Source organism: Gammaproteobacteria bacterium, assembly GCA_041395445.1.
Lineage (GTDB): Bacteria > Pseudomonadota > Gammaproteobacteria > Xanthomonadales > Marinicellaceae > NORP309.
This window is the reverse complement of sequence record JAWLAO010000001.1, coordinates 26,614-46,475: the sequence shown is the minus strand read 5'-3', so window position 1 is coordinate 46,475 and position 19,862 is coordinate 26,614. Positions and strand designations below refer to the sequence as shown.

General features: G+C 37.1%; 19 protein-coding genes. 8 read left to right on the top strand and 11 right to left on the bottom strand.

The features are described from left to right. Nucleotides 1-16 precede the first annotated feature (16 nt). Both R3F25_00200 and R3F25_00195 read right to left on the bottom strand, forming a co-directional pair. A complete protein-coding gene (locus R3F25_00200) occupies nt 17-1,354 on the bottom strand; it encodes a DUF1501 domain-containing protein (protein ID MEZ5495253.1) in 1,338 nt (445 codons plus the stop codon). A gap of 4 nt (nt 1,355-1,358) precedes the next feature. Further along, entirely contained in the window at nt 1,359-3,143 is a 1,785-nt protein-coding gene (locus R3F25_00195) for a DUF1800 domain-containing protein (protein ID MEZ5495252.1), read from the bottom strand. Between the two features lie 173 nt (nt 3,144-3,316). On the opposite strand from R3F25_00195, the gene R3F25_00190 reads away from it, so the two are divergent. Further along, nucleotides 3,317-3,997 (top strand): plastocyanin/azurin family copper-binding protein, encoded by a 681-nt coding sequence (locus tag R3F25_00190; GenBank protein MEZ5495251.1) that lies wholly within the window; start codon nt 3,317-3,319, stop codon nt 3,995-3,997. A 72-nt stretch (nt 3,998-4,069) separates the two neighbouring features. Here R3F25_00190 and lysM read toward each other — a convergent pair whose 3' ends face one another. Next, on the bottom strand, nt 4,070-4,564 hold the full coding sequence (lysM, locus tag R3F25_00185) for a peptidoglycan-binding protein LysM (GenBank protein ID MEZ5495250.1): 495 nt from the start codon (nt 4,562-4,564) through the stop codon (nt 4,070-4,072). Between the two features lie 157 nt (nt 4,565-4,721). Between lysM and R3F25_00180 the strand changes: the two genes are divergently transcribed. Continuing rightward, a complete protein-coding gene (locus R3F25_00180) occupies nt 4,722-6,590 on the top strand; it encodes an MFS transporter (protein MEZ5495249.1) in 1,869 nt (622 codons plus the stop codon). 15 nt (nt 6,591-6,605) lie between these two features. Here the strand turns inward: R3F25_00180 and R3F25_00175 are convergent, their stop codons facing one another. Both R3F25_00175 and R3F25_00170 read right to left on the bottom strand, forming a co-directional pair. Continuing rightward, nucleotides 6,606-7,343 (bottom strand): IS30 family transposase, encoded by a 738-nt coding sequence (locus R3F25_00175; GenBank protein ID MEZ5495248.1) that lies wholly within the window; start codon nt 7,341-7,343, stop codon nt 6,606-6,608. Beyond that, the gene (locus R3F25_00170; protein ID MEZ5495247.1) at nt 7,277-7,567 is read right to left on the bottom strand and encodes a helix-turn-helix domain-containing protein; all 291 of its coding nucleotides are present in this window, start codon (nt 7,565-7,567) and stop codon (nt 7,277-7,279) included. Before R3F25_00170 ends, R3F25_00175 begins: the two co-directional genes overlap by 67 nt. A gap of 211 nt (nt 7,568-7,778) precedes the next feature. On the opposite strand from R3F25_00170, the gene R3F25_00165 reads away from it, so the two are divergent. Together R3F25_00165 and R3F25_00160 are read left to right on the top strand one after the other, a co-directional pair. After that, nucleotides 7,779-8,798 carry an SPFH domain-containing protein gene (locus R3F25_00165; GenBank protein MEZ5495246.1) on the top strand — a complete coding sequence of 340 codons (1,020 nt, stop codon included), beginning with the start codon at nt 7,779-7,781 and terminating at the stop codon, nt 8,796-8,798. Continuing rightward, nucleotides 8,795-9,790, top strand: a complete 996-nt coding sequence (locus tag R3F25_00160; GenBank protein MEZ5495245.1) for a sugar kinase — start codon at nt 8,795-8,797, stop codon at nt 9,788-9,790. The genes R3F25_00165 and R3F25_00160 overlap by 4 nt, the downstream gene beginning before the upstream one ends. 25 nt (nt 9,791-9,815) lie before the next feature. Here R3F25_00160 and ubiB read toward each other — a convergent pair whose 3' ends face one another. The 4 genes from ubiB to R3F25_00140 are packed head-to-tail and all read right to left on the bottom strand — an operon-like array spanning nt 9,816 to nt 13,742. Beyond that, on the bottom strand, nt 9,816-11,456 hold the full coding sequence (gene ubiB, locus R3F25_00155; protein ID MEZ5495244.1) for a ubiquinone biosynthesis regulatory protein kinase UbiB: 1,641 nt from the start codon (nt 11,454-11,456) through the stop codon (nt 9,816-9,818). Continuing rightward, nucleotides 11,453-12,085: a hypothetical protein gene (locus R3F25_00150; GenBank protein MEZ5495243.1), complete on the bottom strand. Its 633-nt coding sequence runs from the start codon at nt 12,083-12,085 to the stop codon at nt 11,453-11,455. The genes ubiB and R3F25_00150 overlap by 4 nt, the downstream gene beginning before the upstream one ends. Beyond that, nucleotides 12,082-12,837 (bottom strand): bifunctional demethylmenaquinone methyltransferase/2-methoxy-6-polyprenyl-1,4-benzoquinol methylase UbiE, encoded by a 756-nt coding sequence (gene ubiE, locus R3F25_00145; GenBank protein ID MEZ5495242.1) that lies wholly within the window; start codon nt 12,835-12,837, stop codon nt 12,082-12,084. The genes R3F25_00150 and ubiE overlap by 4 nt, the downstream gene beginning before the upstream one ends. Continuing rightward, entirely contained in the window at nt 12,834-13,742 is a 909-nt protein-coding gene (locus R3F25_00140) for an NAD(P)-dependent oxidoreductase (protein ID MEZ5495241.1), read from the bottom strand. Before R3F25_00140 ends, ubiE begins: the two co-directional genes overlap by 4 nt. Before the next feature lie 170 nt (nt 13,743-13,912). On the opposite strand from R3F25_00140, the gene R3F25_00135 reads away from it, so the two are divergent. From R3F25_00135 to glyS, 3 genes are all read left to right on the top strand, one after another. Then, nucleotides 13,913-14,401 carry a hypothetical protein gene (locus R3F25_00135; protein ID MEZ5495240.1) on the top strand — a complete coding sequence of 163 codons (489 nt, stop codon included), beginning with the start codon at nt 13,913-13,915 and terminating at the stop codon, nt 14,399-14,401. A 130-nt stretch (nt 14,402-14,531) separates the two neighbouring features. Next, on the top strand, nt 14,532-15,434 hold the full coding sequence (gene glyQ, locus R3F25_00130; protein MEZ5495239.1) for a glycine--tRNA ligase subunit alpha: 903 nt from the start codon (nt 14,532-14,534) through the stop codon (nt 15,432-15,434). Then, on the top strand, nt 15,435-17,507 hold the full coding sequence (gene glyS / locus R3F25_00125) for a glycine--tRNA ligase subunit beta (protein MEZ5495238.1): 2,073 nt from the start codon (nt 15,435-15,437) through the stop codon (nt 17,505-17,507). Nucleotides 17,508-17,520: 13 nt separating this feature from the next. Here the strand turns inward: glyS and R3F25_00120 are convergent, their stop codons facing one another. Beyond that, a complete protein-coding gene (locus tag R3F25_00120; GenBank protein ID MEZ5495237.1) occupies nt 17,521-17,991 on the bottom strand; it encodes a TspO/MBR family protein in 471 nt (156 codons plus the stop codon). 1 nt (nt 17,992) lies between these two features. Next, a complete protein-coding gene (locus tag R3F25_00115) occupies nt 17,993-18,826 on the bottom strand; it encodes a MerR family transcriptional regulator (GenBank protein ID MEZ5495236.1) in 834 nt (277 codons plus the stop codon). Between the two features lie 81 nt (nt 18,827-18,907). Here R3F25_00115 and R3F25_00110 point away from each other — a divergent pair, with 81 nt between their 5' ends. Continuing rightward, complete coding sequence (locus R3F25_00110) at nt 18,908-19,861, top strand: DUF523 and DUF1722 domain-containing protein (protein MEZ5495235.1); 954 nt, start codon at nt 18,908-18,910, stop codon at nt 19,859-19,861. Nucleotide 19,862: the final 1 nt, after the last annotated feature.

The window sequence follows — 19,862 nt, the reverse complement described above, 5'->3', positions numbered from 1 at the left end:
TTATCACCTCAAATATTTAATCAAATCCTGAGGCAAATATCGGGTCATAGTCAAAATTATAAACAGGAGACAAATCTGTACCATTGACTATACCCAAGGGAGAGTAACTATCATAACCGGGGAAAATATAACCTAAAAACCGATTCTGCATTCGCTTAATTAACACTTCACTGACAACATTCCGATAATCAGTTGTCACATTCACATCTTCCTCTTCATAGAGTTGATTGCTTTGAAGTCCCGGAAACTGTCCGAAAAACCCGGGATTGACATTATCACCAATCACAAACATCGGGTTGCCATAACCATGATCGGTACCATTGCTGTTATTTTCATAAGCTCTGCGACCAAATTCACTTTGAACTATAATTGTAAATTTACCGGAATAACTCGCTGATAAATCCTGATAAAGTGCATAAAGTCCATCAGACAACTCTTGCACTAAATTTGCGAATTCACCGGTTGTTCCGGTGCCCTGCCCGATATGTGTATCCCAACCACCGGTTGGCACATAGGCAATTTCCAAATCGACATTTTCTTTATACAATTGAGCAATTGTTTTTAATTGTTGACCAAAATATCCTGCCGGATAGCTCGCTGCATTTTCCGGGACATAATTATTCCAATCAATTCCCTGAATCACTTGTGAAGCAAGCAAAGTTTGATGAGAAACAGTTTGTTCTAGCGTTGTCGGATTTGAAAAAACATCAAAAACAGTTGCTTGCATGGCATCTTCCCACGCCCAATGTCCCATATCTAAAGCAAACTCAGTTGGTGAACCCACAATCAATGCTGATAAGTCACCTAATACAGCATCAGTGATATTGTATGAAGGTACGATTGATGGAATCAGAGCGTTATCAGGAGTAGTCAACGATGAATCGAAATAACGTGTCAACCAACCACTGCCAAGTGAGGCATTTTGATCTTCAACACCCAATTCCATGAGTGCCGTAGCTACAAAATGACTCCGATTCGATTGTTGCAATCCGGTAGCATGAATTACTGCCATTTTATTAGCATTGTAAAGATCTCTCATGCCAGTTGCCAATGGGTGAAAACCAAATTCAGAATTACCATTTAAAGCGAGTGATTCAGTATTTGGAATATGTAATCCAGGACGAAGAACAGTGCTGTATTCTGTGTAATTTACTCCCGAACGAGGTGGTAAAAAGTTTAAACCATCCATCCCTCCGTTCAAAAACACATATACCAACAAATCTTTGCCGTTATTGTTTGTTCCTTTAATTGTGTTTACCACTGAATTAGCAAACCCAAGTTTCATGCCCCCGAAACCCGCGAGTGTAATTAAACCCGAATTTCTTAAAAATTCTCTTCTGTTTATTTTTTTCATAAGACTACCTGTACAAAAATTCGGATGTTAAAAAAATTGATGAGACCATTGCATACAATCGTTCCTGATTGTAAGAAGGCCAATCGTTTGTTGATAAATCAATAGGAGTATTCCTGTCAGTTGGAGCCCAACCTGGTTCAGTATAATTGCTGTACGACATGAAATGAGCCAATTTATCCTGCACTTCTACACTCGGCGGATGTCCACAGGCTTTTTCGAACCAGAAATTCACCAGATTATTTGCTGTATGGTTATTGCTTTCCGGAATCGCTGTATTTGTAATATTCAAAATATCATTGAAAGGAATATCGCCATTATTGTCATCACGCAAGCGAGTAAACCATTGCATAAATCTCCATGTCGCCATTGTATTGGAAGCTCCTAGCCATGACATTTTTGTATCGGGATAACCATTGGGTGAAGTCCAATAGAATAAATTTTGTCCTGTGGTATCCAGGCTCCAAAACATCCATGACGAGTATTCATGATTCGGTGAAAAATCAAAAGTCACACCAATTTGGCGCATAGAAGATGCAATTCTTTCAAATGGACGCTTAATTTTCTCTCCCCAAGTATTCAGAAATTCATTCGATTTCAGCAAAGTTTCCATTGCCTGTTTGATTTGATCCGGAGCTTGCCAGTTTTGATGCAAAGTATTTGCAACCGCATCAATGATTAACTGTGGCGGATTATCACTGATAAATCGTTTACATAATTTAGAAGCCAAAAACTCTGCTGTTGCCGGATGTTCGGCAAGCATATCCAAAACGCTACGAACATCAGATAATGGGTTATTTTGATCAAAATTAAATGTTTGCCCCAATATTACTTTTGGGTCTTTATCATGCCATTCATCGCGATATAAAAACTCACCAGTTGAAACATTACCATTTTGATAATCCCACCAGTCCGCTCCGCTATAAGACCAACCAGTGAGAACTCGTGCCATTTCCAGAACATCAGCTTCAACATAGCCAATTTTACGTCCCTGTCCATCAACAGGAACATCCTCAGGTGCCATATGTCCAAAATAATTCTTGGCACTCAGAGTATGTAGTTCCAGTAATTCACGTGCATAATTTTCATTGGGAGCATCTTTATCATTCACCCCGTTTCCAAGATAATCAAGCATACAGGTCGATGTCGTAACATCTTCTAGCATTTGTCGAAAACTTCCCAACGCATTGGCTCGAATGACTTCTCTGTCATAATGCACAAACATCGGTTGCACTCCACCACTGTCCATGTAAACATTAAAATGGTTGTGCCAGAAATCCACTAAAATTTCCAGCAATTGCCTTTTGCTTTGAGTCGCTCGCATATAACTGGCGTAGTTTGTTTCTCTGCCCGGGCGAACATGAACCTCCCAAGGGATGTCAACTCCATCAGGACGGCGATAGTGATCTTGATAAAGCTGAATGCGAGTTTTGTTGAGCGTTTCATAACCATTATTGAGTTGTGATTCGGCAGCATTATCATCGATACTCATTGGGTCTAATTGCTCATCAATATAAGCAAAAATTTTATCTGTATCTGTTGCTCCGGGTAGAGACTGAATATGACTCACAGATTCATCATTAGCACCATAACCCATCTTGGTTAAAACTCGATGAATAATGTTTGGTGTCGTAATAGTTCCCGAAGGGAAATTAACCCTTTTGTTAAATTTGTATTGGTCTTTAATGACCTTGATTTTATTTACTGATAGCTTAGTACTTTCCGGACTTACTGACTTTTCCGGCAAGTTTTTTTCAGACAACGGATAAAATTTCGTTCTAAATATTCCCATGTTGATTCCAATTTTTTTAGCATAATTTAATAAAAAACTAGAATACTGACTGAGAAGTAATTCACACAATCTTTTCAAATAAATGATTATTCATCATGGTTTTACAATTTCTTAACGATAATTTTGTTATTAATGACATAATCTGATATCTATAGAATTAACAATGACAATTTATGTTAAAGAAAACTATTTTAAAATTAATTCTGATAATAATTACGTTTTCAGCCAATAGTAAAACACATGAAGTATTGGTTTCAAGCAATGTTTTCAGCCCGAGTTCCTTAGTCATAGAAGCTGGCGATACTGTTAGATGGATCAATACCGGTGGCAATCATAATGTTTGGGCACATGATAATAGTTTTCGTTGTGCCAATGGTTGTGATGCAAGCGGAGGGAATGGCAATCCATCCAGTCTTGCATGGGTTGCAGAAGTTACATTTCGAAATATCGGTGTTGTCAATTATCGGTGTGAACCACATGAAATTTTTGGAATGGTGGGGTCCGTAACCATCGTAGAACCAACTTCAGTCAATGTTCATTATATTCAAGCTACTGTAGGGAATGATTTTATACCGGCAGATATTTCTATTCAGCGTGGTGATGTGGTTAAGTTCAGTAATGCCGGAGGTGAGCATAATATTCACTCCACTGACAACAGTATGATTTGCTCTGAAACTTGTGAGGGCGATGGATTCAATACTGAAACCGGTGCAACCGGCGCACCTTGGGAGTTTTACTACAAATTTGCTACTGTTGAAGAGATTACATATCAGTGTGATGCTCATATCAATACCGGAAATACAGGTATCATCAGAGTATTAACAGATACATTGTTTGAGAATGGATTTGAATAACAACTGAATACAATAAAAAAACCGAAGCTCATCTCTGAACCCCGGTTTTAAATTTATGAAAAGCTGAAATCTTTATTCAGGAATTTTCAGCACCTGTCCAACGTAAATTTTATTCGGATCTTTCAGCATTGGAGTATTTGCTTCAAAAATCTTTGGATATAAACTAGCCTTTCCATACATTTCCTGAGCAATTTTTCCTAATGTGTCGCCACTTTTAACAGTATATGTTTTAAAGCTAGGCTCACTTTTTGCTTCTTCATTGGCTTTAGCAACTTGTGCTTCCTGTTCCGCCTTATCAGCCGGTGGTTCACCGAGAATCAAATTATCTTGAACTGAAGAAACACCTTTCACATTTCCTGCAACTAATACTGCTTTTTCCTTTTGCTCTTGATTCGGAACATAACCGGATAAAGTGACCGCACCTGCTTTAAAATCAACTTTCAAGTAATCTGTCATGACTCCTGCTTCTTTAATATGAACAGCAATCGGTTTGGTTACTTCTGGTTCCGGATCATCATCTTTAAATAATCTTGAGCCGGCATCTGCAATAAAATCGAAAAAACCCATAAAATTTACTCCTGTGTAAAAATTATGATAATACCAATTTTAATAATTCAGGTCAATTGGATAAACCAAACGTAGCAATTGTTAACACTTTTAAAATTTATCTAAATGAGTTGCAAAATCAATGCTAAACTATATTGAAATTTAGCAGGAACCGTTTATGTCTGAGCATTCACAATTTAGTTTATTGAGAGAAAAGCGTTTTTTTCCATTTTTTCTGACTCAATTCTTTGGAGCTTTTAATGATAATGTTTTTAAAAATGCACTTGTCATAATGATAGCTTATAAAGCAGCTGCAAACAGTGACATGCTGGTTAATTTAGCAGCAGGGTTGTTTATCCTGCCTTTTTTCTTGTTTTCTGCTATCGCCGGTCAAATTGCTGACAAATTCGAAAAATCCAGACTCATTCGTATCGTAAAATTTATTGAAATTATCATAATGCTGATTGCTGCGTTTGGTTTTTATATTGATAACATCAATTTATTAATATTTGTGTTATTTTTGATGGGTTCACAGTCATCTCTTTTTGGCCCGGTCAAATATGGATATCTTCCTCAACATCTTGAAAGAGAGGAGTTAATTGGCGGTAATGCCCTTATTGAATCATCTACTTTCCTATCAATTTTAATTGGTACAATTCTTGGAGGAATTCTCATTGCAATGGAGTCAATCACGCCAATTACTGTAGCAATTCTTTGTATAGCTGTTGCCGGATATTTAAGTGCGAGTTTTATCCCCAAAACCCCTGCATCATCACCTGATATAAAATTGAATTTTAATATATTTACTGAAACTTATCGAAACATCAGTTTTCTTCCTCAGAATCGTGTTGTGTTTTTATCTATTTTGGCAATTTCGTGGTTTTGGTTTTACGGATCGGTTTATCTTATGCAAATTCCAAACTTTGGTTCAAAAGTATTAGGCGGCGATAATTATGTAATCACATTATTATTATCAATGTTTTCTGTGGGTATCGGTCTTGGTTCTCTTTTATGTGAAAAACTATCAGGCAAAAGGGTTGAAATAGGACTGGTTCCGATAGGTGCTTTCGGATTGGCTATCTTTGGTTATGACATTGCCGTTGCAGCGGAAAACTGGATCGCGTCTACTGAGTTACAAAGTATCAATCAATTCTGGAGTTCAAAAGGGAGCGGACGAATATTAGCTGATTTATGTTTTATTGGAGTGTTCGGTGGCTTATATATTGTTCCTTTGTACGCCCTTGTGCAAGAAAGAGCTGATCAGTCACACCTCTCAAGAGTGATAGCCGGAAATAACATCATCAATGCTTTATTTATGGTGTTAGCAGCTGTTATGGCTATGGTTATTCTTGTAGCAATGAAATGGACTATCCCTCAACTTTTCAAAGTCACTGTTTTATTAAATATTATTGTCGCTTTGTACATCTTTACAGTTGTTCCGGAATTTTTAATGAGATTGATTGTCTGGTTCCTGGTATCGATATTCTATCGAATCCGTGCCAAAGGCTTAGAGAATATTCCTCATGATGGCGCAGCGGTTCTGGCATGTAATCATGTCAGTTTTATCGATCCACTCATTCTCGGTGGATATATCAGACGACCGGTTCGTTTTATTATGTATTATAAAATTTATAATATTCCTGTTCTCAAATGGTTGTTTAAAGCTGCGAAAGCAATTCCAATTGCCGGATATAAAGAAGACCCTGAAATGTATGAAAAAGCCTTCATTGAAGTAAAAAAAGCTCTGGATGAAGGTGATTTGGTTGGTATTTTCCCTGAAGGAGGATTGACCTCAGATGGAACCATTCAACCTTTCAAGAATGGAATTGAGAAAATAATATCTGAAACACCTGTAGATGTGATTCCTATGTCCCTCAGCAATTTATGGGGAAGTCTGTTTTCCAGAAAAGATAAAGGTGTTTTAAAAAGACGACCCAGAAAGTTTTTAGCTAAAATCAGACTAAACGTTGGCGAACCAATATCTCCGGAAAACATTACTAAAGAAGTTCTTAGAGATAAAGTTGCTGAATTGAAGTCTCAAAAATAATTAAATCAGCTGGATTCAACAACGAAGTGCAACACTCCAGTTTCTAGATTTTACTTCAAGGGGAGTTAAAAAGCCTAATTTTTTTCTGGGTCTGTTGTTCAAAGCGTCTTCAACAACCTGAACTTCGTTTTCTGATAACTGATCAAGAGTCTTGTTTTTATGGAAATACTGTCTGATTAAACCGTTAGTATTTTCATTCGTGCCTCTCTCCCAGGAATGATAAGGTTTGGCAAAATAGATGTTTATTCCGATAGTATCACTAATCATTTCGTGTTTTGCGAATTCCAAACCGTTATCCAAAGTCAGGGTATGTGTGATTTCATCCTTTAGCTTTTCAATACAGGCTTGACTGACATCGGTTGCCAGTTTTCGGTTCAATGGTTTGATTTTGACTTCGAGTGATTTTCTGTCAACAAGAGTCAGTAGTGCTCCTCTGTGCTTGCTGCCAATAATTGTATCACCTTCATAGTCTCCAAGGCGTGAACGATTATTTGCAACCATAGGGCGTTTATCAATATCTACGCGGTTGCTTATCTTTCCACGTCTGGTTTGACCGGAGTTGTATCGTTTTCTTCTTTGTTTTTGGCATCTCAGGTGTTTAAGCAATGAGGCTTTGTTCTCTTTGTTAGCATAAATGAATTGATAGATTCTTTCGATGCTGGGTACACCATCCCAACCATCGAGTTTTAAACGACCATTGATTTGTTCGGGGAGAATTTCTTCTTTAACAAGTAAGTGACATAAGCCCAGCAAAAGTCGGTTATTTTATTGGCATTATCAGATTTTCGTTTAACCGCAAATTCATTGGCTTGTTTGGGTCTGTATCCTCGAAGTCCGGTATTGCGTTTAATTTCACGAATTACAGTGCTTTTATGACGATTTAGGATGTTTGCTATTTCAGTTTTGCTACAATTAGTTTTCAGCAGAGCTGATATCTGATATCTTTCTGCTTCAGTAAGATGTGAATAGTGTGACATTTGCAATCTCTTTTTGGGAAGTTCAACTGCAAGTGCAACACATCACATCTTACTTTTCAACTTCGATAAAAATTTTGTTGCACTTCGTTGTTGAATCCAGCTCATACTTAAGTATTTAAAACATTGAAGTCTGGTTTCCGAAACAACTGCGCTTTCATTTTAGATACTGATAAGTTAAAATAACTTTCTGGTTTTTGGGAGAAAATAACAAATGTTCGGTATCAAACACATCAAATTTGACTCCATGTCTTATGTCATTCATTATAAAAAAGGCAAGGTAAAATCCAAAGGTCGTGGATTATCGTTTTTTTATTATGCTCCAAGTAGTTCGATTGTTGCAATTCCAATTGGTAGTAACAGTCTGCCGTTTATTTTTAATGAATCCACTCATGACTATCAAACTGTTAGTATTCAAGGTCAAATAACTTATAAAATTACCCAACCTGAAATATTAGCAGATGTGCTCGACTTTACAGTTAAAGATGATGGTCAATATAAAGTCAATGATATTGAAAAACTCAGCCAAAGAATCATTAATTCGGCTCAAACTGCGACTTCCAGTCTGGCTCATAATACCAGCTTAAAAGATGTCATTCGTTCAGCAAAAATCATTGAAGATGCAATTTTACAAGGTTTTTCTGAAGGAAATTTAGCACAAGCTCTAGGGGTCGAAATCATGGGTGTAAATATATTGGCAGTCACCCCTACCCCTGAAATGCAACGTGCTTTGGAAACCGAAACTAGAGAACAGCTTCAACAAGAAGCCGATGAAGCCATCTATACACGCAGAAACTTTGCTGTCGAGCAAGAAAGAAAAATCAAGGAAACCGAACTCAATACTGAGATTGCTGTTGAAGAAAAAAGAAAGCAAATTTCTGAGAAAAAAATGGAAACTGATGTTTTAGAAGCTCAGAACCAAAGAAAGCTCAAAGAAATGAATTTGGAAACCGATATATTATTAGAAGAACAACGCAAGTCACTTCTCAAGCAAAAAACTGAAAACGATAAAAAACAAGCAGAAACTGAAGGTTATGTGCTTGAAACTACTCTAAAACCATATAAAGAGATGGACTGGAAAGTGATAACTGCATTAGGAAATAATAACGACCCCAGACTCAATCTTTCTTTGGCTTTCAGAGAGTTAGCTCAAAATGCTGATAAAATTTCTAATTTGAATATTAGTCCCGATTTACTGGATTCGATTTTGAAGAATAATATTCAACAACAGTGAAACCTGTAGCAAAAGAATATGCCATAATTGTTCGTAGCAAAACCCGGCTGGAATCTTTAATAGAGCGATTTAATACCAAAGCACAAACTAAGTTTTATATCGAAAGCCTCGGTGGTTTTTATGAGGACTACGAGCTTGAGCATGAAATATTTTATACTTCACTCAATCGTTTACAAACTCAACTATCCAAAGTTATCAAACATAAAACGATTGACCGCTCTTTTCTTCCCTCATACATTTTTGATCAAAAAAACATAATCATTGTTATCGGTCAAGACGGTTTAGTTGCCAATACTGCCAAGTATTCAAAAGGAATCCCCATGATTGCGGTCAACCCTGACCAACAGCGTTATGATGGTGTTTTGCTTCCTTACAATCCGGACAATTTTATTCAGGCTGTTGATTCAGTCATGTCACAAAAATATAGCGTGAGAAATGTCCGATTCGCCCAAGCCAGTCTCAATGATGGCCAGAGTTTACTAGCATTTAATGATTTGTTTATTGGACCGACATCACATATTTCAGCAAGATATAAAATCACATTTAACGGCAAAACTGAAGAACAATCATCAAGTGGTTTAATCATTTCAACAGCTGCCGGTTCAACCGGATGGTTAAGCTCTATTTTTAACATGGCTTACGGGATTTCAGATACTTTCGAGCCGAGTGAGCCGCTAAAAACTCGCAAAGTTCCACAAAAAAAATTAAAGAACTCAGATGAAATAATTGCTCCTCAAAAACATTATCGACCCAAACTAAGCAATGAAGAATTGTTATTCGCTGTTCGGGAACCATTCAAAAGTATTCGTACTCAAGCGGATATTGTAGCCGGAATTATCAATCAGAAAAATAAACTGGTCATTGAATCATTGATGCCAACTCAAGGAGTTATTTTTAGTGATGGTGTTGAAAAAGACTTTATCAAATTCAATAGCGGAGCCATTGCCACAATCAGCCTCTCAAACGAAAGCGCAAATATTGTAACTAATTGATTTTAAAAACCAAATTGGAATCAATTCAATTCTTAATTGCTTTATAAACAAAGCCAATTGTCAAAAGCGATGTCAGGATTGTTGGAGTCGACATTCCAAAATATTGAGTGCCATCTGTCGTTAAACTATACAATAATGCTGAAATTATTCCGAAACCGGAAGCAAGAATTGCATAAACTTTTTTATTTTGTTGTTTAGCTTTGAGTTTATCCGCTTTCGCTTTTTCAATTTGCTGAAGTTTTGTCAAAGGTCTTGCTTGTTGACTCAATATTTCATGAACCAAAGTTGGGATTTCACTGGTTTGTTCGAGCCAGCGTGGAAGATTATTTTTTAAAGTTTCCAAAGCCCCATCCATGCCGTATTGTTTCCGCATAATTGATGCTAAAACCGGCTTGGAGGTTTTCCAGATATCGAGTTCCGGATAAAGTTGCCTCCCTAACCCCTCAATATTTAACAAAGTTTTTTGCAAAAGAATAAATTCAGGTTGAATCACCAAATTAAATTTTCTTGCCATTTCGAAAGTTTTCAGCATCACTTCGCCAAAAGAAATCTCGCTGATAGGACGAGAAAAATATGGCTCACAAATGGTTCTGGTTGCAGATTCCAATTCATCCACACGCGTATCAGCAGGAACCCAACCGGCTTCAATGTGCAGCTCTGCAATTCGACGATAATCCTGATTAAAAAATGCCATAAAATTATTCGCCAAATCCCTTTTATGACCTTTTGGCAAAGAACCACAAATACCAAAATCAAGCACGATAATTTGTGGATCTTGGGGATTTGCCGGATTGACAAAAATATTTCCCGGGTGCATATCTGCATGAAAGAAATTATCTCTGAAAACCTGTGTATAAAACAGTCTTAAACCTTTTTCTGATAATACTTTGAGGTTAATATTGGCAGCTTTTAATTTGTCAAAATGACCAATTGGAATCGCATAAATCCGTTCCATGACCATGACTTTTTCCTTGCAATATTGCCAGTAAATTTCAGGAATGTACAAATCATTCGAGTCACTAAAATTCTTACGAAGCACCGAAGCATTTGCAGCTTCTCTTTGCAAATCAAGCTCATCGTAAATGGTTCTCTCAAACTCAGCAACAATTTCAAGTGGATCAACCTGAACTCCGGGATTCCAGAAAGTTCGTGCTATTTTCGCTACTGATCGCATCAATTCGAGGTCTTTTCTGACTTGTTTTCTGATTCCGGGGCGCAGAACTTTGATAACAACTTCTCTGCCATCTTTCAACTCAGCAGCATGAACCTGTGCCACTGAAGCCGATGCTAATGGCTTTTCATCAATGGAGCTGAAAATTTCATCTAATGGTTGATCCATTTGATGTTCGATAAACTCTTTAGCTTCATTCCATGCAAAAGGTTCGACATCATCTTGCAGTTTGGATAATTCTTTGGTAATTTCCAATGGTATCAAATCCGGACGTGTGGACAACACTTGCCCGAATTTCACAAAAATAGGACCTAAATGTTCAAGAGCTTTGCGAAGTTTTTCAGGATTACTTTGACACTTTTTCCCTTTTGAAGCGAAAGGCGAAAGCAATCTCAATAAATGAATTCGCTTTTTGCGTTTGTTTTCAGGCAACAAATCCTTAACCCGATAATCCGCAAACGTGTGCAGAATTTTAGTGAGACGCAGTAGATTCATAAAGTTGATTTAAGAAGATTAATTTGTTGTTCCAGTCTGTCAACATCAGATTTCAAATCATCAACATCATCCAAAAACTGTTCCATTTCGGTTGGAGAAATCAAATCTCGGGATTCTTCGACCAGATACTCCTTACTGCTTGTGACGAGCGATTCCCGAAACTTTTTACCAAAATCCAAAACACTATTGATGGTTTTTGAAACCCTGACACCCATGCCATCACCAAGCAGTTCACACCAAGCCTCTTCCCAATCGGGTTTGACAGTTTTTAACCACTTTGCCAAAAACTGCCCGACATTGGCATCACCATATATTTCAACATTTTTAATTCCGCTAACGGTTTGTTCCATATTCATCGCAAAAATAGCCAACGGCGAACCCTTGATCGTGGTATCCGCTTCTGAGTTCGAGTATTTACTAAGGGCAATACCATCTTTTTGAATACTTAAAAAAAACTCAAAAGGTGTTGAGTCCAACTCAACTTTTACAATTTTTCCTTCATAAACCTGAAGTTTTTTTACTGCTTCGTAGTCATAAGATAAAGTTTTGCGAATGGCAGTATTGAGGTTATCCAGAAAAAATTTCTCGAACCAATTTTCCTGATTTTGCTGTAATTGTTTAGTTGTCATGTTTTATAACCTGTATGAATAGCAACAATTCCGCCACTGAGATTTTCAACTTTACAAAGTTCAAAACCGGATTGTTCCATCATTGATTTTAATGTTTCCTGATCGGGATGTTTGCGAATTGATTCGGCGAGATATTGATAGGAATCGCGATCATTAGCTACAATTTCGCCAATCTTTGGTAAGATTTTAAAGGAATAAATATCATAGATTTTGCTGAGAAACTTCAAATTGACCCGTGTGAATTCCAGAATCATCAGTTTTCCGCCCGGTTTCAAAACACGATACATTTCATCCAGTGCATTTTGTTGGTTGGTCACATTTCTCAATCCGAAAGCAATTGTCACCAAATCAAAAGTGTCCTCTTCAAAAGGTAAAGACTCCGCATTCATTTGTTGAGTTGTCACCTGCCCCCAAAGCCCGGCATCGATGAGTCTGTCTTTGCCAACATCCAGCATTCCTTGGTTGATATCACCAACAATGATATGAACTTTATCGGTAACTTTCGGTGCAAGTAACTTGGCAATGTCGCCGGTTCCACCGGCTAAATCCAGCACTTGTGCACCTTCTTCAACACCACTGGTTAAAACAAAATGACGTTTCCAAAGCCTGTGAATGCCTAATGACATGAAGTCATTCATGATGTCATATTTGGCAGCAACGGAAGTAAAAACTTCTCCGACGAGTTTTTCTTTTTCTTCGACCGCTACGGTTTTATAACCGAAATGTGTTTGTGAGTTTGTTGTCTCAGTCATGAGTCTTCCTCGTTATGCAGTTGCTTTCTTTTGAGCTTAATCAGCGCTGAAATATCCAAATCGCCAAAGCCCTGCTCCATCAATTGTTTGTATTCAACTAAACCTTTTTCAACTATTTGTGATTCAGATTGCATATCTAATAAAGTTTTCTGTACAATTTTCAAATCTTTGTGGAGTAAAGCCAATTTGAAACCTTTATCAAACTCGTCCTTACACATGGTGATGCCACGTTTATCCAGAAACCAGTTCCCCGCTGCACCTGATGAAAGGACCTCTACAGTTTTTTCAATTGGTAATTTACATTTTTCCGCAAAAGCAAGAGCTTCACAAACCGCTTGAGCCACACCCGCAACCAAGACCTGATTGACTGCTTTTGTCGCTTGACCTTGCCCGACTTTTCCCATATATGTCACTTGCGATCCAATGGAATGAAACAAATCATTGGCTCGTTTATACGTTTTCAAATTAGCTCCAACCATAACGGAAAGAGTGCCTTTTTTCGCTCCTTCCACACCACCGGAAACCGGCGCATCCATAAAACCAACATCTTGTTTTTCTAAATCTGCTGCAATTTGTTTCGCCGTCCAGGAACTCACTGTTGAACAATCAATAACCACTGAGTCTTTCTGCAAATAGGGTTTGATTTCATCAATTATTTGCAACAAATCATCGTCAGCAGAAACACAAGTGAGTACACAATCAGCTTGAGCAAACATATCTTCTTCGGATTCAAAATCCTCCAGATTGAGTTCATTTGCAAGCCCTGTTGCAATTCCCTCTGTACGATTCTTAACACCGAGTAATAGTCCGTGTTCATATAAATTTCTGGCTATTGGCCGCCCCATAGCACCCAAACCATAAACGATAACTTTACTGAGTTTTGGTAATTGATTCGATTCTGACATTTACAAAATATTTTTAGAATTTTGCTATTATAAACTTTTGCCAGGGCGATATTAAGCAAATTGGTTTTTTATTTCCGCTTTCAATAAATTGTTAAGAATTTCTCTAACATTGTCACCCATTAAAAAAAATTAGCGTATATTACTAAATTGAACAAAAAGATGAATTAAGCATGAAATATTTTTTACTTTTATTACTAACGATAACCTCTTTCTCCAATGCCGAAACATACAATGCAAAACTCTATGACTCGGGAAACAAAGGAACGGTTGCAGTTGATTTACAATTAAATGAAAACTGGACAATCAGCCCAAACTCACAATACGGCGATTATCTTCTGACAAAAAATAAATCCGTCTATGCAACCTCAACATACATGCTTGAGAAAAATGATGATTCAGAACCCGTTTCAGAGTCAGATTTTCTCATGGCAGATATGAAGGAAAACAGAATGGTGGCCAATCCCAATGGACAAAGAGTTTCTTATCTGATTCACAAAGACGGTGATAACATAAAAAATATTGCTTTCAGCAGATTTTTAAAAGACGGTGTGGTGTTTTATCTGACGATGATTCCCTATCCTGAGTTCCAATCACAATCTTTGCAAACTGAACTAGAGCAAATGGCTGAGATGATTTCTACGATAAAAATTATCGAATAATCATACAATTCCGACAGAAATCAAAAACATGGCTGAAAAAATAAATTAGCATTCAGCCATGTTGGAGTTTAACCATCAAAGTGAGTATAATTCACAACCTTGTGATTTACAGCTAAATGGACAATTCTATATGTTGACGTTTCAAGAGATTATCTTAAAACTACAAAATTTCTGGGCAAAAAATGGTTGTGTAATTGTACAACCTTTGGATTTGGAAGTCGGTGCCGGCACCTTTCATCCGGCGACATTTTTACGCTCTATTGGTCCTGAGCCCTGGAATAGTGCTTATGTTCAGCCTTGCAGACGTCCTACAGACGGGCGTTATGGTGAGAATCCAAACAGACTTCAGCATTATTATCAGTTCCAAGTGGTGTTAAAACCATCTCCTGATAATATTCAGGAATTGTATTTGGAATCTTTGAAAGAACTGGGAATAGATACATTGTTGCATGACATTCGCTTTCTGGAAGACAACTGGGAATCCCCCACTCTTGGTGCCTGGGGACTCGGTTGGGAAGTCTGGTTGAATGGCATGGAAGTCACACAATTCACCTATTTTCAACAAGTTGGCGGTTTGGAATGCAAACCGGTTATGGGCGAAATCACTTATGGTTTGGAACGACTGGCAATGTATTTGCAGGAAAAGGAAAGCATTTATGATTTAATTTGGGCAGAAACTCCAAACGGAACCGTTACTTATGGAGATGTGTTTCACCAAAATGAATTTGAACAGTCAACCTACAATTTTGAATATGCAAACGTGGAAATGTGTCTGCAAGACTTTGGTAATTGCGAGTCCGAATGCTTTAAAATGATTGATGCCAAATTGCCTTTGGTTGCTTATGAAAAAGTTCTTAAAGCCTCTCACATTTTCAACTTACTGGATGCCAGAAAAGCGATTAGCGTGACCGAAAGACAACAATACATCTTACGCGTTCGAACGATGTCCAAAGCCATTGCTGAAATGTACTATCTCATTCGTGAAGAACTTGGATTTCCAGGATGCAAAGACACACAAAAGGAGGAAAAATAAATGACTCAGATTTTATTTGAACTAGGAACTGAAGAACTTCCTCCAAAATCACTCAATTCATTAGCTGAAAGTTTATACAACGGTGTCATTGAAGAACTTCAAAAAGCGGAAATTGGCTTCAATTTATCCAAAAGCCGTTGGTTTGCTTCGCCTCGAAGACTCGCTTTTATTCTGGATGATATTGATGAAATGCAGGCAGATAAAGTTATTCAGCGAAAAGGACCGGCTGTTATTGCGGCATTTGATGAAAACGGCAACCCAAAACCGGCAGCAATCGGGTTTGCTAAATCTGTTGGTGTTGAAGTCTCTGATTTACAAACATTAAAAACAGATAAAGGCGAATGGCTGGTTTATGACATTAAAGAAAAAGGTAAAAATATAACAGAATTATTGCCTGAGTTTATTAAAAACAGTATTGGCAAAATGCCAATTCCTAAACCAATGCGTTGGGGAAATAATGAATTTGCATTCATCAGACCGGTTCACTGGATGGTTTTGTTGAAAAACAGCGAAGTGATTCCATTTGAAATGTTCTCGATTACGGCATCCAATCAAACCCGTGGTCATCGTTTTCACTTTCCTGATTTTATCACCATCGATTCTTCAGATTCTTACGTTTCTCAATTGGAAAGTGTCAGAGTTTATGTCGATCAGGAAAGCCGAAAAGAAAGCATTCGTCAACAAGTTGAAAAGGTAGCAACATCCCTCAACGGTGTTGCAAAAATTGATGAGGATTTGCTACAAGAAGTTGCTTCTATTGTTGAATATCCGGTTGCGGTTGCCGGTAGTTTTGAAGAATCATTCTTGCAAGTTCCGGCTGAAGCACTAATTTCATCCATGCAAAAGCATCAGAAATATTTCCCGGTGTTTGATAATAACAATCAATTAATGCCCAATTTCATAGCTTTGGCAAATATTGAGTCTAAAGATATATCACAAGTGATCAAAGGATTTGAAAAAGTGATTCGCCCTCGTTTGGCGGATGCCGGATTTTTCTGGGAACAAGATCGCAAACAGCCACTCGAAAGTCGTTTTGAAATGTTGAAAAAAATGACGTTTGAAACACAATTGGGTTCTCTGGCTGATAAATCTGACCGAGTTGCATCAATACTCAAATATTTATCTGAGAAACTTGAATTAAATCAAGAAGATGCTGCAAGGATTTCAACTCTTTTAAAATGTGATTTGCTCACTGACATGGTTGGTGAGTTCCCTGATTTACAAGGGATCATGGGAGCCTATTATGCACAAAGCCAAGGTGAAAACGAGGACGTCTGCACCGCTATCCGCCAACAATATAAGCCGGCATTTTCAAATGATTCCATACCAACAACTGCACTCGCTCAGGCAACAGCAATTGCTGATAAAATGGATACACTTTGTGGTATTTTTGCAGCTGGTAAGAAGCCTTCAGGAAATAAAGACCCATTTGCTTTGCGCCGTGCCACTTTGGGAATTATCAAAATCATCCAACAAGGTGAACTCAATTTAAATGTTTTTGACTTAATTGAGTTTTGTGTTCGGCAAGTTCCGGTACAAAATCTGAATGTTGACTCTATCAAAGCAGAAGTTGAAGATTTCGTTTTACAAAGATTAAAAAATAATTATCTAGAACAAGGATTTAGTCACGATGTGGTTGATGCGGTTCTATCATTAAAACCGGCAAACTTAGCAGATATCAGCAAACGAATCGCTGCGTGTGCTCAATTTAAAGAGGACTCTTCCTCTCAAGCACTGGCTGAGGCCAATAAGCGTATCAGCAATATTCTGAAAAAATCTGACGACTCTATTCCTGAAAAAGTCACGATTCGTTTGCTGAGTGAAGAGCAAGAAAAGAACCTGTTTGGTGCGATTGAGTCTATCAAACGTCGTTATAACCAAGAGGTTGAGTCACAAAATTACCAAGATGCATTTAACTTTCTCACCTCTCTGGCAGAACCGGTTGATAAGTTCTTCGAGAATGTTATGGTTAATAGTGATGATCAGGAAGTACGCTTGAATCGGTTGGCCATATTATCTGAGCTGAATCAGATATTTTTAGCGATTGCCGATATTTCAAAACTAGAGATTTAGTAGTACATATAGCTTAATTCTTTATTGCAAAATAGAGATTTAAGGAATTTGCAATGAACAGCCAGAATATATAAGGAAGTAAAAATATTCCGGCTGTTTTTACATATTTTGAAAATACTATTAGCTTATAAATCAATAAGATAGTTAAAAATATTAAAACTATTTCTGCACTCCAAACCCAATGATAATAAAAAAACAAAGGATTCCAGAGCACATTCAGTACCCATTGAAAGGCATATAAACCAATCAATACTTTTCTATTTGATATAGTATTCCAAACTTTTGCCATGTACAAGGCATAACAAACCATAATCAAACTCCATGCAGCGCCAAACATCCAACCAGGCGGTGTCCAGGGAGCTTTTTGAGCATTTTGATACCAATCTGAATTGACTCCGGCATCAGTAAAAAGAGCACCTAAATAGAGGGCTAAAAAATTAAAAAACAAAAATACAAAAGTGCTCCAAAGGGTTTTATGGTCCATTTTAATCTCCTTTAATAATTGAAAAAACTTCTAACGGATTGGCTACTACAGTCAATAAATTAGAAAAATTGAACATTTCTTGATTGAGTTTCAATTGAGCACCAACTAGAAAAATTTGAGCAAGATCATTGTCTTTTAGTTCTTTTTTGAGCTGATTTGAATCCAGCATCTTATTGTCAATATAGACGAAATGATCAATAGGGTTGTATCGCATATATTCAAATATTTGATTAAAAGTACAGTTTTTAAAAATTTCTACTTCATGATTGATTTCCTTCAAAATGAGTGACAACAATAGAGCGTTTCCCTCTAATTGCATTGAGTTTAGGAAGATGACTGTCTTAAATTCAGAAGAGTGAGATTGCTGATAAGAATAATTCGACCGTTTCAAATTATCGAGAATTATATTTTGCATGAAATCAGAACGAAATCCTGTGTCTTTTCGGGTAATTAATTCATTAAGAATAACTTTAAAAAACTGAAATGCACTCACAGAAAAAGGATATTCCTTACTAATTTCTCGGTATATTTGATCAATGCGGTTTTTATTAAACGACTCAGAAGCCAGAAAGACCCTGTCAATATGCTGTTGCCAGTTTTCACTCAATTCAGCAGTTTCAACTCCAGAATCCAACAGTGGCTTTACCTTGCTAACGCTGACTCCCTGCTCTATTAAATTTAGAATTTTGATGACTTTATCAACATCAGCATGTGTATAAAATCGATGCCCTTTTGGAGTTCTTTGAGGTTTTAATAAGCCATAACGTCTTTCCCAAGCTCTTAGTGTCACGCTATTGACGCCTGTTTTTTCAGATAATTCTGTAATACTAATCATATCAATCTGATTTTTATATTGTACATTTTGTGTAATTGTACAATATAATACCTGTACATCAAATATTTTTGTATAACTAAAATGTCGAATAATCAAATTAAAGTAGGAATTAGTTCTTGTTTACTTGGCGACGAAGTCAGGTTCAATGGCGGTCATACACAATCAAAATACTGCACCAATGTGTTAAGTCGGTATTTTGAATTTATTAAATACTGTCCTGAAGTTTCTGCCGGTTTCTCAACTCCAAGACCGACAATGAGACTGTATGGTAATCCCACAGCTCCCAAATTAGTGATTAAAGGACATGAAAATCATGACTTATCAGGTAAATTAATAGAATCATCAAAAAAACATCTGGAGAAAACCAATGATATGTGTGGTTATATCCTGATGAAAAAATCTCCCAGTTGCGGAATGTTCAGGGTCAAAGTCTATCAGGAAAATGGACATGCTCATCAAACAATGCGCAACGGCTTATTTACAGAATTATTGATGAAAACTTTCCCAGCTTTGCCTGTTGAAGAAGAAGGAAGGCTCAATGACAAAGCGTTACGAGAGAATTTTATAATGCGTGTCTATGCCTACTCGAACTATATGAAAAATGTCCACAATTCTGTTAAATATGGAGATATCATTAAATTTCACAGCAGATACAAATACATGCTGATGGCTCATAGTCAACAGGAATATCGATATCTAGGTAAATTATTAGCCAATAGCCATAACCAAAATTATGAAGAAGTTAAAACAGAATATCTCAGCCGATTTATGCGAGCCATTCAAACTTCACCTAAACGACGCAATCATATTAATGTTCTGCAACATTTATTTGGTTATTTGAAGAAACACATTAGCTCCGATATCAAAAGCGATATTCTGAATGTGATTGAGCAATATAGAAAACGTGAAGTCAATTTAATAACGCCTTTGACACTATTGAAACACTATTTCAAACAGTTTGGTTCCGAATATTTGAATTCGCAATATTATTTACAACCCTATCCTTCTGAACTTGGTTTGCAAAACGAGATATAGT

What these genes read in the sequence shown, in the direction of transcription:
- R3F25_00200 (MEZ5495253.1), bottom strand. Translation starts at nt 1,354, where the DNA reads ATGAAAAAAATAAACAGAAGAGAATTTTTAAGAAATTCGGGTTTAATT.
- R3F25_00195 (MEZ5495252.1), bottom strand. Translation starts at nt 3,143, where the DNA reads ATGGGAATATTTAGAACGAAATTTTATCCGTTGTCTGAAAAAAACTTG.
- R3F25_00190 (MEZ5495251.1), top strand. Translation starts at nt 3,317, where the DNA reads ATGTTAAAGAAAACTATTTTAAAATTAATTCTGATAATAATTACGTTT.
- lysM (MEZ5495250.1), bottom strand. Translation starts at nt 4,564, where the DNA reads ATGGGTTTTTTCGATTTTATTGCAGATGCCGGCTCAAGATTATTTAAA.
- R3F25_00180 (MEZ5495249.1), top strand. Translation starts at nt 4,722, where the DNA reads ATGTCTGAGCATTCACAATTTAGTTTATTGAGAGAAAAGCGTTTTTTT.
- R3F25_00170 (MEZ5495247.1), bottom strand. Translation starts at nt 7,567, where the DNA reads ATGTCACACTATTCACATCTTACTGAAGCAGAAAGATATCAGATATCA.
- R3F25_00165 (MEZ5495246.1), top strand. Translation starts at nt 7,779, where the DNA reads ATGTTCGGTATCAAACACATCAAATTTGACTCCATGTCTTATGTCATT.
- ubiB (MEZ5495244.1), bottom strand. Translation starts at nt 11,456, where the DNA reads ATGAATCTACTGCGTCTCACTAAAATTCTGCACACGTTTGCGGATTAT.
- R3F25_00150 (MEZ5495243.1), bottom strand. Translation starts at nt 12,085, where the DNA reads ATGACAACTAAACAATTACAGCAAAATCAGGAAAATTGGTTCGAGAAA.
- ubiE (MEZ5495242.1), bottom strand. Translation starts at nt 12,837, where the DNA reads ATGACTGAGACAACAAACTCACAAACACATTTCGGTTATAAAACCGTA.
- R3F25_00140 (MEZ5495241.1), bottom strand. Translation starts at nt 13,742, where the DNA reads ATGTCAGAATCGAATCAATTACCAAAACTCAGTAAAGTTATCGTTTAT.
- R3F25_00135 (MEZ5495240.1), top strand. Translation starts at nt 13,913, where the DNA reads ATGAAATATTTTTTACTTTTATTACTAACGATAACCTCTTTCTCCAAT.
- glyQ (MEZ5495239.1), top strand. Translation starts at nt 14,532, where the DNA reads ATGTTGACGTTTCAAGAGATTATCTTAAAACTACAAAATTTCTGGGCA.
- glyS (MEZ5495238.1), top strand. Translation starts at nt 15,435, where the DNA reads ATGACTCAGATTTTATTTGAACTAGGAACTGAAGAACTTCCTCCAAAA.
- R3F25_00120 (MEZ5495237.1), bottom strand. Translation starts at nt 17,991, where the DNA reads ATGGACCATAAAACCCTTTGGAGCACTTTTGTATTTTTGTTTTTTAAT.
- R3F25_00115 (MEZ5495236.1), bottom strand. Translation starts at nt 18,826, where the DNA reads ATGATTAGTATTACAGAATTATCTGAAAAAACAGGCGTCAATAGCGTG.
- R3F25_00110 (MEZ5495235.1), top strand. Translation starts at nt 18,908, where the DNA reads ATGTCGAATAATCAAATTAAAGTAGGAATTAGTTCTTGTTTACTTGGC.